This is a genomic window from Clostridium sp. AF23-6LB (assembly GCF_003461085.1).
Classification (GTDB): Bacteria; Bacillota; Clostridia; order Lachnospirales; family Lachnospiraceae; genus Coprococcus; species Coprococcus ammoniilyticus.
The window spans coordinates 308,111-323,872 of sequence record NZ_QTWK01000002.1 but is presented as its reverse complement, the minus strand read 5'-3'; the positions used below and the strand labels follow the sequence as shown (position 1 = coordinate 323,872).

The 15,762-nt window shown below is 43.6% G+C and carries 13 protein-coding genes; 1 reads left to right on the top strand and 12 read right to left on the bottom strand.

The annotated features are described in order from the left end of the window. Window positions 1–212: 212 nt before the first annotated feature. The 12 genes from DWY07_RS05930 to recJ form a co-directional block, all read right to left on the bottom strand. Window positions 213–1,580, bottom strand: a complete 1,368-nt coding sequence (locus DWY07_RS05930; RefSeq protein WP_242997315.1) for a HAMP domain-containing sensor histidine kinase — start codon at window positions 1,578–1,580, stop codon at window positions 213–215. A gap of 111 nt (window positions 1,581–1,691) precedes the next feature. Further along, the gene (locus DWY07_RS05925; RefSeq protein WP_117807856.1) at window positions 1,692–2,375 is read right to left on the bottom strand and encodes a response regulator transcription factor; all 684 of its coding nucleotides are present in this window, start codon (window positions 2,373–2,375) and stop codon (window positions 1,692–1,694) included. A gap of 255 nt (window positions 2,376–2,630) precedes the next feature. Beyond that, window positions 2,631–3,170: a DUF4342 domain-containing protein gene (locus tag DWY07_RS05920; protein ID WP_117807858.1), complete on the bottom strand. Its 540-nt coding sequence runs from the start codon at window positions 3,168–3,170 to the stop codon at window positions 2,631–2,633. Window positions 3,171–3,280: 110 nt separating this feature from the next. Continuing rightward, window positions 3,281–4,093, bottom strand: a complete 813-nt coding sequence (locus DWY07_RS05915; protein WP_117822466.1) for a hypothetical protein — start codon at window positions 4,091–4,093, stop codon at window positions 3,281–3,283. A gap of 188 nt (window positions 4,094–4,281) precedes the next feature. Continuing rightward, window positions 4,282–6,087: an aspartate--tRNA ligase gene (gene aspS, locus DWY07_RS05910; protein WP_021944335.1), complete on the bottom strand. Its 1,806-nt coding sequence runs from the start codon at window positions 6,085–6,087 to the stop codon at window positions 4,282–4,284. Window positions 6,088–6,110: 23 nt separating this feature from the next. Further along, window positions 6,111–7,361: a histidine--tRNA ligase gene (gene hisS / locus DWY07_RS05905; RefSeq protein WP_021944334.1), complete on the bottom strand. Its 1,251-nt coding sequence runs from the start codon at window positions 7,359–7,361 to the stop codon at window positions 6,111–6,113. A gap of 41 nt (window positions 7,362–7,402) precedes the next feature. Continuing rightward, a complete protein-coding gene (locus DWY07_RS05900) occupies window positions 7,403–8,023 on the bottom strand; it encodes an HD domain-containing phosphohydrolase (RefSeq protein WP_021944333.1) in 621 nt (206 codons plus the stop codon). Beyond that, entirely contained in the window at window positions 8,020–9,573 is a 1,554-nt protein-coding gene (hemZ, locus tag DWY07_RS05895; protein WP_117784612.1) for a coproporphyrinogen dehydrogenase HemZ, read from the bottom strand. The genes DWY07_RS05900 and hemZ overlap by 4 nt, the downstream gene beginning before the upstream one ends. Before the next feature lie 24 nt (window positions 9,574–9,597). Next, window positions 9,598–10,230, bottom strand: a complete 633-nt coding sequence (locus tag DWY07_RS05890) for an MBL fold metallo-hydrolase (protein ID WP_021944331.1) — start codon at window positions 10,228–10,230, stop codon at window positions 9,598–9,600. A gap of 9 nt (window positions 10,231–10,239) precedes the next feature. Next, the gene (locus tag DWY07_RS05885) at window positions 10,240–12,504 is read right to left on the bottom strand and encodes a bifunctional (p)ppGpp synthetase/guanosine-3',5'-bis(diphosphate) 3'-pyrophosphohydrolase (RefSeq protein WP_347465301.1); all 2,265 of its coding nucleotides are present in this window, start codon (window positions 12,502–12,504) and stop codon (window positions 10,240–10,242) included. 137 nt (window positions 12,505–12,641) lie between these two features. Then, complete coding sequence (locus DWY07_RS05880; RefSeq protein ID WP_021944329.1) at window positions 12,642–13,166, bottom strand: adenine phosphoribosyltransferase; 525 nt, start codon at window positions 13,164–13,166, stop codon at window positions 12,642–12,644. An 88-nt stretch (window positions 13,167–13,254) separates the two neighbouring features. Continuing rightward, on the bottom strand, window positions 13,255–15,132 hold the full coding sequence (recJ, locus tag DWY07_RS05875; protein ID WP_117822465.1) for a single-stranded-DNA-specific exonuclease RecJ: 1,878 nt from the start codon (window positions 15,130–15,132) through the stop codon (window positions 13,255–13,257). Window positions 15,133–15,339: 207 nt separating this feature from the next. On the opposite strand from recJ, the gene DWY07_RS05870 reads away from it, so the two are divergent. Beyond that, window positions 15,340–15,681 carry a helix-turn-helix domain-containing protein gene (locus DWY07_RS05870; protein ID WP_021944327.1) on the top strand — a complete coding sequence of 114 codons (342 nt, stop codon included), beginning with the start codon at window positions 15,340–15,342 and terminating at the stop codon, window positions 15,679–15,681. Window positions 15,682–15,762: the final 81 nt, after the last annotated feature.

The following is a 15,762-nucleotide window of genomic DNA, read 5'->3' as shown; positions in this document are numbered from 1 at the left end:
ACAAAGACCGTTCCGTTTTCTGCTCGGATTTGCACGCTTATTGCCAGCAGTCGCCCAAACTCACCCTTACGGGTTCAGACATGGGCTTGGTGCTGACAGCTAATGCAAACCTCACAACGAAAACTTCACTGATGTCTTATGTATATATCCATACCAGCAGAGCCAAAATATCACAACTATAAATAACACAAGAATCATCAACAACCTCTTTTTTACTCACACATCGGGAAACGGACAATAAAGCGGGTGCCGATCTCCGGACGGGAAACGACCTGAATCGTGCCGGAATGAGCATCGATGATCCATTTGGCGATAGACAAACCAAGGCCGGAACCGCCGGTCTCGCCATTTCTCGCTTCGTCCGACCGGTAAAATCGTTCAAAGATATGAACGACATCTGACGATTCCATTCCGATTCCCTCATCCTGTATCATATAACTGACATAACCGGATTCCAGCATAACTCCTAATATAATATCCGCATCATCCGAAGAATACTTTGCCGCATTCTGTACAAAGATCCGGATGGACTGTTTGATCATGGCTATATCACCTGTCATATATGCAGGATCTGTTCCACGGAACAGATAGCGGTGCTTCCCATCGATCATCTGGGATTCCTCCCAGACCTCACTGACCATCTGATTCAGATCCAGTTTCACTTTATTCAAGGTATTTCTTCCGCTGTCACCCCGCGCAAGGAACAGAAGCTGTTCTACCAGTTCTTTCATATGCTGGGACTCATTCTTAAGGGCTTCGATGGATTCTGTCAGAACCTTTTCATCCTCTTTTCCCCATCGATCCAGCATATTCACATATCCCTGGATCACAGCAATAGGTGTCCGAAGCTCATGTGACGCATCCGATACAAACCGTACCTGCCGCCTTTCATTTTCTTTCATATTCCGAAGCAGATTATTCAATGCGATCTCGATACTTTTCAGTTCCTTGTCACCGGTATGGATTCCCTGTTCGGCATCATCCGGAGAAATATGTGATATTGCCTGTTCCAGATGAGCCATCTGGTCCCGAGCGATCGTTTCTGTCGTCTTCGAATCAGAATGCTTCTTCCGATCCTCCATACCATTTTGCTCAAATGACATCTTACTGATCTGTTCTGCTTTTACCGCCAGATCATTTAACGGCTTCAGCTTTCTTCTGACAACAGAAGTCCGGAATAACGCAAAAAACAACACAAATCCTTCTGCCGATAACAGTATGGTTCCCGGTACAGCTGCCAAATCCCTTACATCCCGGAAATCATATGCATATGATTTCCGGTCATTTCCATCGATCACATATTCCAGTGTATGCTTTTCTTGATTGACATTAAAATAATAATGCTCACCTGTTACCTGATCCGGAAGCTTTGTTGTACACCAGTACATCCATGTTCCCATAATAAGAAGGGCAATGATAATATTGATTCCTATTACATTGCCCACTTCCTTCAGCCAGAAGCTGATATTTATTTTTCTCGCAATCGAGGTCACTCTCTTATTTTCATTCATCTGTGATACCTTTTCTTCTACATTCTTACATCCATACATGCACAGCTCTGGCTCGCGCCCTGCTCTCAAAAACAAATATTTCATGTATGCATTGCAAACTAATCAAGATGGCAATTGCACGCACTGTATTCAAAGCAGACATCCGACGATATCCTGCAGCCTTTATGCCAGTCTGTATCCTTACGATTCCCGGATCACATATCCAACCCCACGGACAGTTGTGATCAGCTTGATCCCAAACCGGTCATCAATCTTCGTACGAAGATAACGGACATATACGTCTATGATATTTGTCTCACCGACATACTCATAACCACAGACAATATTCATCAGCTTTTCCCGATCCATGACGATATTCTTATTCTCCATCAGCGTATGCAGCAGTTCAAATTCCCGATTGGTAAGCTCCACCGGTTCTCCCGCCACCATAACCTCATGCCGGTCAGTATCCAGGCTGACTCCATGGATCTCTAGCTTATGTGTCTCCTGCCGGTCTGTGCTTTTCCGCTTCAGCGCTACACGGATACGAGCCAGAAGTTCTTCGATCGCAAATGGCTTCGTAATGTAATCATCCGCTCCCGCATCCAGCCCGGACACCTTGTCCATTACCGCATCCCTTGCAGTAAGCAGCAGGATCGGTACATTATTTCCTTCTTTACGAATACGGCGAAGAACCTCCAGACCATTTAGCCTTGGAAGCATAACATCCAGCACGATCAGGTCAGCATGTTCTGATAGTGCCAGATCCAGACCTGTCCGCCCGTCAAATGCCTTTATTACTTCATAGCCTTCATGAACCAATTCCAGCTCTACAAATCTGGCAATCTTTTCTTCATCCTCTACAATCAAAATCTTCCGGCTCATCTCTACTCCTTGTTGTCACGATTTATTTTAAGGAATTATCCTGATTACCTGCGTCCATATTCTGACATACTATTATTCCGCAAGACGCTCTCGCTCTGTTGCTCATGTAGCGGTTCTAACCGCTCCACTCCGTGGATCGCTAAGTACCGACATTCGCAAAGGCTTGCTGCATAATAGTATATCAGAACATGGACAATGTATTTTCGTTTCATGTCCCTTAAAATAAATCTGTGTATTGTAAATTAATCTCTCACATTAGTTCTTGTTAATGTCTGTCTTAATAGTTTCTACCGTATCCGCAACCTTGTCACAGGCACTGTTCAAATCTACATTGATATTGTCGATTCCTGCGAAATGGTATCTACATTCACAGAATAAACCGACCACTAATAATGGAATCGTGATCCAGAATGCGAAGATGATCGCAAGTATCAACACCAGAACAGGTACATTCACCATAGTGCTGCCGCGTCTTTCTATGATGAACTTGGAATCCACGCTTTTCTTTAAAAGTCTTCCACACCAGGAAAAAAATTGATCCATCATCTGACCAAAGGTCTTTTTATTGCAGTCTCTGGTATATTCCTGCTGTGCCTGTTCGAATTCTGTTGATGTCTGCTGTGCCTGTTCCGTCGTGTAACTGGTTACCTCCGGTGCTTTCACCTTACCGTTCTTTTCCAGATAAATGATCGCATCCAGCACATCATAATTCGTTGCTTCCAAAGCTGCCTTGGCTTCTTCATAGCTGACACCTGTTTTTTCTCTTATCTTTTCTACTTTTTCTAAATTATCCATATCTTTTTCCTTCTTTCTCTATTCTCTCCTCAGCTGATAGTTTTACTATACCAGCCACGAATTAATCTAAAATAGGAGAAAGATTAAAATCAGATTAATAAATTAACCTTCTATTTCAATGCAGCTTTCTCGATCGAATAGCTTCCGATCAACTCATCATCTTCATCATAAACAGCAAATTCACCAGTCAGCGTTGTCATTGCTTTCACGTCGGACACGTCACAGAATAAGGTTGCATATGTATGCCCCATTGCATCTGCCACATAAGAAATTTCCTCTTCTTTTCCATTTACAAGAACTGTGTCAAATGTTGCCTGTATCTTTTTATCCGTTTTATTGTAAACCTCAAATGCCAGTACTTGTTCTGCGTCATCGCCATCACTGTCATTCTCAATTCCAATATAAGATACTGTAACCTTGTCATTATCAAGAATCGTTACAGCTCCCTCTTTTACGGTATATTCCTTTGTATTATTTTTTTCATTTGAAAGGGCAACGTCATCGATCTCATATGTACCGATCGTATAACCTTCCATGTCATCCACGCATACAATACCAGTCAAAGCAGCCGGCGCTGCATCACAATCCACCAGACAAATCTGATCCTCACTTGTCTGTGCTTCCACATCCAGTCCAAACATTGGCTGAAGCGTCTCTCCATCAACCACTACATCACTGAAATACACATTTACCATCTGATCATCCGATTTATTTGTAATCGTAAACATCATTCCATGAACTTCCGGATCATATCCATTATATACCAGTGCAATCTGATCATTATCCAGCACTTCTACTGCAACCGTTCCATCCTCTGCCGTTGTTATCTCTTCGGAGGTCTGCTGCTTTTTATCTCCGCATCCGGATACAAGCCCTGCCAGAATACACAAACCTGCCGCCAGAATACAATGTCCTCTTTTCATAATCATTTATCCTCCACATTTCTTTCAAAACCAGAACCCATCCGCTTTATCTTTAACCGATGCGCCCTATTATAAAACAAAACCGCACCCCGTATATCCCAGGCAGTCACCATAACCCGGTACAAACACAGGTTCTGGTTCGTTGCTTACACACAATAAGGATATACAGTGTGCAGTTTCATTATTTTTTATTCTTCCGTCTTCTGTTCGTCTAAAACTGTAATGTCAATACCAAGCTCTTTGAGCTGAGCCTCATCCACATAGTCCGGAGCATTTGTCATCAGGCAGGATGCATCCTTTACCTTAGGAAATGCGATCACATCACGGATAGAATCCTGTTTTGCCATAAGCATGACCAGACGATCCAGTCCATAAGCCAGTCCTGCGTGAGGTGGTACTCCATATTTGAATGCGTCTAACAGGAAACCAAATCTTTCATACGCCTGTTCCCTTGTAAATCCAAGACATTCAAACATCTTCTCCTGAATATCATCCTGATGGATTCTGACAGATCCACCACCAATCTCGTTACCATTTAATACGATATCATAGGCCTTTGCACGAACCTTACCCGGATCTGTATCAATGATCGCCAGATCCTCTTCCATCGGCATAGTAAATGGATGGTGCATAGCTGTGAAACGGTTCTGTTCATCTGACCACTCAAGAAGTGGAAATTCTGTGATCCATACGAATTCAAATACATTCTTGTCAAGCAGTCCCATCTGGTCTGCAAGGTGGCAGCGGAGTGCTCCAAGTGTATCCCATACAACCTTGTTCTTATCTGCTGCAAATAACAGCAAGTCTCCCGGTTCACCGGAAAGTGCTGCTACGATATTGTTCATCTCATCTTCAGTCATAAACTTTGCAAAAGATGACTTGTAAGTGCCATCTTCATTAATGGCAATATATGCAAGACCTTTTGCTCCGTATGTCTTTGCAAATTCAACCAGAGCATCAATCTTCTTACGAGGCATTGCTCCCTGTCCCTTTGCATTGATACCACGGACAGATCCGCCATTTTCAAGTGCACCTGTAAATACGCCGAATCCACAGCCCTTAACAACTTCGCTGATATCCTTTAATTCCATACCAAAACGAAGATCCGGCTTATCAGAACCGAAACGGTTCATTGCTTCGATCCATGTCATACGGCGGATTGGAAGTTTTACATCTACATCCAGAATCTCCTTGAATAATTTTGCAAGAAGTCTTTCATTTACATCAATAACGTCATCCACATCTACGAAGGATAACTCCATATCCATCTGTGTGAACTCCGGCTGTCTGTCTGCACGAAGATCCTCATCACGGAAACATCTTGCGATCTGGAAATAACGGTCATAACCGGAGCACATCAGAAGCTGCTTGTAGATCTGTGGAGACTGTGGTAATGCATAGAATGTACCCGGATGGATACGGCTTGGTACGAGATAATCTCTTGCGCCCTCCGGTGTTGACTTACATAACATAGGTGTCTCAATCTCAAGGAAACCTTCATTTGCCATGAACTGTCTGGCAATAGTCATAACCTTGCTCTTCATAACCAGATTTCTCTGAAGATCCGGTCTTCTCAGATCCAGATATCTGTATTTCAAACGTAATTCTTCTTTTGTCTTGCTGTTCTCTTCGATCGGGAATGGAGGTGTCTCGGCCTCTGATAAGATACGAAGGGAAGTTGCCACAACTTCAATATCTCCGGTTGTCAGATTCTCATTTACTGCACCGACACGCTTGCAGACGGTACCTTCGATCGCTGCTACAAACTCACTCTTAAGCTTTGTTGCTTTCTCAAAGCACTCGTTTCCGCATTTGGATTCCTCAAATATAATCTGAAGAATACCGCTTCTGTCTCTGAGATCGACAAATATGATTCCACCTTTATTTCTGCTCTTCTGAACCCAGCCCATTACGGTTACTTTCTGTCCTTCAAGAGCGTTTGAAACCTCTGCACATCTGTGGGAACGCTTCAATCCCTGCATTGATTCTGCCATTTTTCTATATCCTCCTATGGTTCTTATCTTTCTTCTAATACACTTGCAAGCTGATCCAGCGCAATCTCGGTCTGCTCGCCCGTTTCCATATTCTTGATACGACCGGTATTGGTCTCTAATTCATTATCACCAATAATGATCGTGTATCTCGCATTTAATTTATTTGCATATTTCATCTGCGCCTTTACGCTTCGATTCATGTAATCTGTCTCTACGATATAACCGGCCAGACGAAGATCATATACCAGCTTGTACGCTTTTGCCTTTGCGGAATCACCCATGATGCCGACATATAAATCAATCGGTTTTTCCGGCGCGAGATTGATATTTTCTTTCTCAAGGAAATACAGGATTCTTTCAATTCCCATACCGAATCCAACAGATGGCTGTGCCTCTTTTCCATCAATCTCATATACCAGATTGTCATATCTTCCCCCACCGCATAAGGTGAAGCCCTCTTTATTTACGAATTCAAATACTGTCTTTGTATAGTAATCCAGGCCACGAACGATTCCGGTGTCAACCTCAAATGGAATCTCAAGCTCTGTCAGAAGTCTCTGAAGCTCCTTGAAATGAGCATCGCATTCCTCACACAGATAATCAATTGTTCTTGGAGCATCCTTTACGATCGCCTTACAACCCGGCTCTTTACAGTCGATTACACGAAGCGGATTCTTAACCATACGCTCTTTACAGGTATTGCAGAGTCCTTCTTCATGACCTTTCAGATAAGAAATCAGTGCATCATTGTACACTTTCTTACATTTTGGACATCCGATACTGTTAATGTGAAGCTTTGCATCTGACAGACCAATCTGTTTGATGAGAGTTGATACCAGTGTCATAACCTCTACTTCTGCCATTGGATTTGGAGATCCGACAAACTCAACACCAAATTGATGATGCTGACGAAGTCGTCCGCTTTCCGGCTTCTCATAACGAAATGCCGGTGTAATATAGAACATCTTGACCGGCTGTGGTTCTGCATATAATTTATTCTCAACATAAGCACGGATCGCACCTGCTGTACCTTCCGGCTTCAATGTGATACTTCTTCCACCCTTATCAACAAAGGTGTACATTTCCTTCTGTACTACATCGGTTGTCTCTCCAACACCACGCTGGAACAGCACCGTATGTTCAAATACAGGTGTGATTACTTCCTTTATATTGAATTTCTCACACAGATTTCTCGCCATTGCTTCTACCTGTGTACGTGTTCTCATCTTGTCACCGAACCAGTCACTGGTTCCTCTTGGTGCCTGGGTTATCATATTCCATCCTCCATCTATTGTTCATATTTTTATACTATACATCAACTGATCCGTGATTCATAGCTCCCTTTTAAAATTAACTGAACCTCATCTAAAATATCAGTTGTATTTATAATTCTCTGAAATGCGAGAAATACTTTCATGTCAAAATGCCGCACCTCATCGATCACCATCAATAATGCGATCTTTGGTTCAAATGCTTTCCGGTATGCACGGTCACTGATCAGCGCGACAAATACATCACACACACGAATAATCCTTGCTCCGATCGGGATCTCCTCTCCCTGAAGACAGTACGGATAACCGGAACCATCATAGTTCTCGTGATGATACAAAATAATATCTGCAATATCATCCCCGTAGCCTTCTTGCCTTGCGATATCTGCCCCAAGCTTCGCATGAAGTCTCACATACCGCATTTCCTCAATCTTCATGGAATTGCCACGGCCATATATATACGGTGTGATGCGGAGCTTTCCGATATCATGGATCATACCGGCAACTGCGATCTTATGAATCTCTTCTTCCGGGAGCCCCAGTTCTCTGGCAAGCTCCGAAGACAACCGGCTGACACACATTCCATGACGGATGGCATCGTCCAGATCCTGTTCATAGTATTCTATTTCTTTATCTGTGTCTAAGTTTATAACTTTATCTGTCATTTTGCAAACGCCTGCTTTTTTCTGTCAATCATTTCATCAATTCTTGCGATATAATCGTCTACACTCTTACAATTTTCCACACGGTCGATCCGGTTTCCTATAACCGTCTCTCCTGTAACCGGATCCAGATCTCCCTCCCGGCGGATCAGCTTGCTGGAGCTTCCCGCACCGATTCCTATAATGTCTGTCCGTTCTTCCATGATCAGAATATTATAGAGACATTCCAGTCCATGTCTTGCATATCCGACATTTTCCAGATTTCCCGCCATATTCTTCTGTCTGTACAGATAATATGGTGCAAGTCCCAGTTCTTCTGCGGCCTGTCCAACCAGTGATAACTGCTCATCTACATCACCTGCAAAGCTGTATTTGTCCATCTCCTGTTTCAGATGCGCTGCCCGTTTGATTGCAAGTGTGTGAACCGTAAGGCTCTCCGGTGCAAGCTTCTTCACCTTTTCCAGTGTCCGCTTCACCATCTCTGCATCTTCACCCGGAAGACCTACGATCAAGTCCATATTAATATTGTCAAAGCCAGCTTCTCTGGCTCTCATAAATGCTTCTTCTGCCTGCTCCGGTGTATGTGCTCTTCCGATCAGCTTCAGTGTCTCTCCATTCATCGTCTGCGGATTGATACTGATACGATCAACGCCATGCGCTTTCATCACCTGCAGCTTATCTGCTGTTGTACTGTCCGGACGACCTGCTTCGATCGTATATTCCCGAACCTGCGACAAGTCAAAATGCTTCTCGATCATGCTGCACAGACGATCCATCTGCTCTGCACTGATCGAAGACGGCGTACCGCCACCAATATAAATGGATGCCAGTTTCTTCTCGGTATAACTTTCCGCAATATACTCCATTTCCTTTTCCATTGTATCCAGATAAGCATCGACCTTATCCTTATAAACACCGATCGGATAAGAGGTAAAGGAGCAGTACAGACATCTCGTCGGACAAAACGGTATGCCGATATACAGGCAGTATTCATTTCGCTCATCGATCGTCTCGATAATTGCTTTCTCACGTCTGGCGATCTTCACACAGGCTTCTGCCTTTTCCCGGCTTGCCACATAAGTTTCCTGATACAGCTTTTGTATCTCCTCATCTGTACATCCACGTTCTACCGCTTCCATTGCAATCTTCACCGGACGTACGCCGGTCAGACTACCCCATGGCAGAACTCTTCCGGTTCTCTCTGACAACATCCGGTACATGGCACGCTTCAGAACATTACGGAATACCTTTCTGTCATGATAATCCTGATCGATCACGATATCCGGTTTTCCACAGACTTCTCCCGCAGACCAGTCCTGCTGTTTATCCTCAGAAGCTCCTTCTGATTTCACATCCAGACCGCCGTCCTTCATCCAGATCTTTGTCTGACCTTCTGCAAATTCTGCCACAAGGGTTGCAGCAACATCTGCCCCAAGTTCAGGCTTCTTTTCTATATTCTCCGGTGTGATGATCTTCACACCCATGTAAAACGCCATGAGGATCACTCTCAGGTCATTATTATAATCTTCTACATTCTGAATCAGACAAATCATGTCAACCAAGTTCCTTATCGTTATTTATGAAAAAAATGGATTGAATTTTCTTTCTCTGCCAATCCTTGAAGTTCCGTTATGTCCCGGATACACAGCTGTTTCCTCCGGTAATACAAGAAGCTTCGTCTCGATCGCCTCTAACAGATCCTGTTCATTTCCGGTTGGGAAATCCGATCTGCCAACTGACGATGCAAATAATGTATCTCCGGTAAACAGCAGATGTTCTTCTGCGAAATAATAACACATGCCACCTATCGTATGTCCCGGCACACTGATACACCGTACCACAGTTCCTAAAACTGCAACCTCCTGTCCATCCTGCAGATAAATATCCGCTGATGTTTCAAGCGGATGGCCAAACACCGCAGACAGATTTCCTGTCCTGCTCTCAAGCACCTGCTTCTCGTTCTCGGAAGCATATGCCTTTACTCCTGTCAGTTTTCTCAGATCATCCAATGCTCCGATATGATCATAATGTCCATGTGTCAGGAAGATTCCTACACAGGCAAGTCCTGCATCTGTCAGACTCCTATAAATAAAATCTGCATTATCTGCCGGATCAACTACGATTGCTTCCTTTGTTTCTTTATTACTTACGATATAACAATTGGTTCCCAAATCACCCAACTGATATAATTTCACTTCTAATTCTGCCATCCGGATCTCCTATCCCACTGTTCTCTCTATATCAATAATGCTCTCCACATTTCGTATCTTTGCAATGATCGTATTCAACTGGTCGACCGATTTGATCGAGAAGCTGATCGTGATTGTCGCCTTACCCTGCTTGCTTGTACGGCTGTTAATACTGTTTACACTGATATTTGCCTCACTTAAGATTTTCGTTATATCAAAGAGGATTCCGCTTCTGTCATCCGCATAGATATTGATCTCTGTGAGATATGTGTTCTCCGCAACCGCATCCTGCTGCCATTCCGCATCAATGATCCTGTTTCTATCTTCTTCGCTCATACAGAGTACATTGACACAGTCTGTACGATGGATCGAGATGCCTCGTCCTCTGGTGATAAATCCGATGATCTCATCACCCGGTACCGGTGAACAGCATTTGGAGAAACGAACCGCTACATCATCTGCACCCTTTACGATGATTCCACCCTGTCCGTGGGAGGAATGCGGTGCCCGCTTCAGTGCATATGCCTCCAGAATTTCCTTGTCATCCGGCTGTTCCGTATGATCCTTGTTGTATTCCTCGATCAGCTTGTTGACAACCTGACCTTCCTTGATTCCCCCATGACCAACAGCCGCCATTGTAGCTTCCCAGTCATTGAAATTATATTTTTTATAGACACGTTCCTGATATTCCGGCTTGGAATACAGGGAGTAATCCAGTCCCTTTGATCTACAGTATGCAAGGATCAGTTCCTTACCGCGGCTGATGTTCTCATCCTTAAACTGATGCTTGAACCACTGATTGATCTTCGTCTTTGCCTGTGCACTCTTTACGATATTCAGCCAGTCTCTTGATGGTCCTGCCGAATTCTGGGATGTTATGATCTCTACCCGGTCACCATTATTTAACTTGGTATCGATTGGAACCTGTCTTCCGTTAATCCGCGCACCCACCATCTTATTACCGACTGCCGTATGAATGGCATAAGCAAAATCGATCGGTGTCGATCCACTTGGCAGATTCTTGACATCACCTGCCGGTGTAAAGCAATATACCTGTTCTGCAAACAGATCCAGGTCTGTCTTAACGAAGTTCATGAACTCCTTATTATCTGAAGTATCTCTCTGCCACTCCAGAATCTGACGAAGCCATGATAACTTCTCCTCTTCCTTCTGCATAACCGTACCGGTTATGTTCTCTTTATATTTCCAGTGTGCAGCAATACCATATTCAGCCGTCCGGTGCATCTCAAATGTACGGATCTGTATTTCAAATGGCTGTCCCTCCGGTCCGATCAGTGTTGTATGAAGGGACTGATACATATTGGACTTTGGCATTGCGATATAATCTTTAAAACGTCCCGGAATCGGCTTGTACATCTCATGGATGATTCCCAGTGCCGAATAACAGTCCCGAACGGTCTCCACTTTAATCCGGACTGCAAAAATATCATAAATCTGATCCAGTGTCTTGTTCTGGTTCTTCATCTTCTTATAAATACTGAACAGATGCTTTACACGACCGTCGATCTCTGCATCCAGATGTGCATTGTCAATATGCTTCTTTACATCCGCAACGATACGTTTGATATAGGCTTCCCTTTCATGCATTCTCGCATCGATCTGTGCTGTCAGATCCTTATATACCTCCGGCATCAGATACTTCATGGACAAGTCATCCAGTTCTACCTTGATCTTACTGATACCAAGACGATGTGCGATTGGTGCATAGATATCCATTGTTTCACGCGCTTTTTCCACCTGTTTCGCAGGAGACTGATACTGTAATGTTCTTAAGTTATGCAGTCTGTCTGCCAGCTTGATCAGGATAACGCGAATATCTTTTGCCATCGATAAGAACATTTTTCTCAGGTTTTCTGCCTGTACCTCAATCTTATCCGTTGTCATCTTCAACTGGGTCAGTTTGGTAACACCTTCCACCAGAAATGCCACTTCTTCCGAGAACTCTGCTGCAATCTCCTCTGAAGTCATGACTGTATCTTCTACTACATCATGAAGGATTCCGGCAACGATCGTCTCCTTATCCAGCTCCAGTTCTGCAAGAATAATAGCAACACAGAGTGGATGCATGATATATGGCTCTCCTGACTTACGAAGCTGTCCTTCATGTGCCTTGGATGCCACCTTATATGCCTTCTCAATCATCGAAATATCTGTTGATGGATGATAGGTCAGGATCTTTTTGATCAGCTCCTTATACAGATCCTCTGGCGGAGTAAAATCCGCAGGTGTAGACAGATCGATATCCCGTTTTTCCCGCATTGGTTTATTCTCCATTGCACCCGCCTTTGCCGCAAGCTCTTTTAATTCATCCATGCTTCCTGCTTTATCTTTTACGTTTTCCATGATCTTCACCACTTTTCCCAATTCGAATTTTTCTATTTCAGACTCATCTGTGAATCAAATGATCGTTTTTATTTGCCATCATAGCAGATAACAGAAGCTACATCATATTTGGCAAGCTTCTCTCTGCCCTTTAAACCTGCAAGTTCGATCAAGAATATGATCTTTACCACTTTACCACCAAGTTCTTCAACCAGCCTTGCAGCGGCTTCCATGGTTCCTCCGGTTGCGATCAGATCATCTACAAGGACAACCTTCTGTCCCGGTTTGATCGCATCCTTATGCATCTCGATCGTTGCACTGCCATATTCCAGATCATAAGATGCTTCAATCGTCTCCCTTGGTAACTTGCCTTTCTTTCTTACCAATGCAAATCCTTTTCCATTCTTATATGCAAGAGGTGTTCCAAAGATAAAGCCTCTGGACTCTGCTCCGGCTACTACGTCGTAATCTACGCCTTCAAGCAGGTCATCTAATGAATCAATCGCCAGCTTCAATCCATCCGGATCTCCGATCACGCTTGTAATATCTCTGAAAATAATTCCCGGTTCCGGAAAATCCGGTATACTTGTAACGTATTCTTCTATCTTTTTCATAATCTTCCTCCTGCATATATATGTATATTCTACAATTATTTACATTTTCCTTTTCTGCCCACATGATATCAAACGATCAGCAAAGCCTTTATTCCTCATGTTTCCGATATTCCAGCAACCGAATCTGCAAAGTTCTTCTTCCCGCAAATTCATTGATATCCGGATAATAGGCAACATCCAACACCACATGACTGGGCATTCCTTTTAGTATTTTATCACATTCATTTGTTCCAAACCACTGTTTTATGTTAGAAATAAACACTTCCGGGTCAAAACTTATGCCTTCGATCGTACCACCGTTCTCCATCAGGAACGAAACCCGCAGAACATTCTGTCTTTTTCCCATGATCCTTGCGCTTTTTACACGCACACCACTCTGCGCAAATACCGGCTTCTCGTTGCCTTTTCCAAATGGCTCCAGAACCTCCAGTTCTTCGGTCAGTGGAATACTTACATAATCGAGCGGCATCGGCACATCGATCCGGAGCTTCGGTGTCAGAAGTTTTTCGTCAAGCGTACAATTCGCATTCATTTTTTCCCGAAGTCTGGCCAGATTCCGCTTCTCCATGGAAAAGCCCGCTGCCATCTCATGTCCTCCGAACTTCGTGAAATAATCACTGCATTTATTGATCTCATCATACATATTATAGCCTTCGATCGAACGACCGGAGCCCTTGATGATTCCTTCTTCTTCGCTGTCCGTAAATAACAGCACCGGACGATAATACCGTTCCTTGATCCTGCCTGCGATAATCCCGACCAGACTTTCATGCAGTTTCGGAATATACATAACAAGTACCCGGTCCGACAATGCCGCAACTCCTGTCTCCGGAACTGCTCCCATAAGCAGATGATCCGAAGTTTCAAGCAGCCCGATTGCCGTTTTTGTTCCCTGCTCTGTCATATCTTTTCGGGTATTATTGATATTTAACAGCTCAATCGCACGCTCATTTGCCTTAAAGCTGTCTGTTTCAAGCAGGAATTCCAGGCTGGTCTTCGCATCTCCAAGTCTGCCCGCTGCATTGATACACGGTCCAATGATAAATCCCAGATCAAATGCTGACAGCTTCTTACCATCCCTGCCGCTGTTTGTGATCAGTGCCTTCAAACCATAATTACTACTGTCAGATAACCGGTGAAGTGCCTCTCTTACAATGATACGGTTCTCATCTACCAGATTCATAACATCACATACGGTTGCAATTCCAAGGATCTCTATAAATGCCTCACACTCCGCTTCCAGTATCCCGCACATCCGATATAACAACTGGATAAATTTGTATGCCACACCCGCTCCGCACAATTCCTTGCACGGATATTCACAGCCCGGCTGCTTGTGATCGATCACCGCATCCGCTTCCGGTACTTTGTATACCCGAATATCATTTTCATCTGTATCATATGGAATATCATGGTGATCCGTCACGATTACCCGCATCCCATATTCTTTTGCTTTTCTCACCGCATCAAATGCCGCAATCCCGTTATCACAGGTAATGATCATACTGACCTGATCGGCTGCCGCCGCATCTACCATACGGATATTGATTCCATATCCATCATAGATCCGGTGCGGAATATCATAATCGATCCCGTCTCCTGCAGGCAAACCATTTTCATGCTCCCACACACGCTGTAAGCCTTTATACAATATGTAGTTTGAACTTACACCATCCACATCATAATCCGAAATGATCCGTATCCGGTTCCGACTCCGGATCTCCTCCAGCATAAGGCTGCAGCCCTTCTCCATATTCTTCATCATCACAGGATCATGCAGCCGGTCAAGCCCCCCATTCAGATAGGTATCAATCTCTTCATCTGTTATCACATCCCGGTTCCGAATCACCCTTGCAGTTACCGGATCAATATGAAAACGCTCTGCGATCCCAAAGAAATCAGCCCGCTTTCCATACATTGTCCACACCATATCATATTTTATCGGAGGTTTTATCTCTGTTGCCATTTACTCTTACTCCCATCCATATCTATTCTTCCGCTATTCCTGATCGCAAAGGAATTATACACCAGTAAAAAATCGACCGTCAACTTCTTACATTCCGCCGCATTGCTGTAATACCGTAATTCACCTTTCAGGTTGTGTTCTTATACACCTCACAGGTTGTTTATTTGTTTTTTTATTCAAAATATAATGTAGTTTGGAGGTATTTTTATGGAGAACTTATACGCACAGATCGGTCAGAGGATCGTACAAATCCGGCGCTCAAATAACCTTACGCAGTACCAGCTTGCAGAGATGCTCGATATCTCTGTCAAACATTGCAGCGCCATAGAACGGGGAAAATCCAGTCTGTCCCTTGAAAAAATGATTGATTTCTGTGATCATTTCGGCGTAGATCTTGATTATCTGATCCGCGGGATCAAAAAATCGGATACAATTTTATCCTGCATTCCACATACCGTAGTCGAGATCATGACTTCTGACGACGAAAAAAGGAAGCAATTATTTATAGAATACATAGAAATGTTCAATTCCATTTCCAATTCTGATTAACAGCTATTCCTATTGATATAATGGCATATTTCCATATCATAACAAAAAACGAATCTGAAAGCCTTTTGCTTACAGGTTCGT

Bases quoted from the DNA above. Each gene is read 5' to 3' on its own strand.
- DWY07_RS05925 (WP_117807856.1), bottom strand. From the start codon at position 2,375: ATGAGCCGGAAGATTTTGATTGTAGAGGATGAAGAAAAGATTGCCAGA.
- DWY07_RS05920 (WP_117807858.1), bottom strand. From the start codon at position 3,170: ATGGATAATTTAGAAAAAGTAGAAAAGATAAGAGAAAAAACAGGTGTC.
- DWY07_RS05915 (WP_117822466.1), bottom strand. From the start codon at position 4,093: ATGAAAAGAGGACATTGTATTCTGGCGGCAGGTTTGTGTATTCTGGCA.
- aspS (WP_021944335.1), bottom strand. From the start codon at position 6,087: ATGGCAGAATCAATGCAGGGATTGAAGCGTTCCCACAGATGTGCAGAG.
- hisS (WP_021944334.1), bottom strand. From the start codon at position 7,361: ATGATAACCCAGGCACCAAGAGGAACCAGTGACTGGTTCGGTGACAAG.
- DWY07_RS05900 (WP_021944333.1), bottom strand. From the start codon at position 8,023: ATGACAGATAAAGTTATAAACTTAGACACAGATAAAGAAATAGAATAC.
- hemZ (WP_117784612.1), bottom strand. From the start codon at position 9,573: ATGATTTGTCTGATTCAGAATGTAGAAGATTATAATAATGACCTGAGA.
- DWY07_RS05890 (WP_021944331.1), bottom strand. From the start codon at position 10,230: ATGGCAGAATTAGAAGTGAAATTATATCAGTTGGGTGATTTGGGAACC.
- DWY07_RS05885 (WP_347465301.1), bottom strand. From the start codon at position 12,504: ATGGAGAATAAACCAATGCGGGAAAAACGGGATATCGATCTGTCTACA.
- DWY07_RS05880 (WP_021944329.1), bottom strand. From the start codon at position 13,166: ATGAAAAAGATAGAAGAATACGTTACAAGTATACCGGATTTTCCGGAA.
- recJ (WP_117822465.1), bottom strand. From the start codon at position 15,132: ATGGCAACAGAGATAAAACCTCCGATAAAATATGATATGGTGTGGACA.
- DWY07_RS05870 (WP_021944327.1), top strand. From the start codon at position 15,340: ATGGAGAACTTATACGCACAGATCGGTCAGAGGATCGTACAAATCCGG.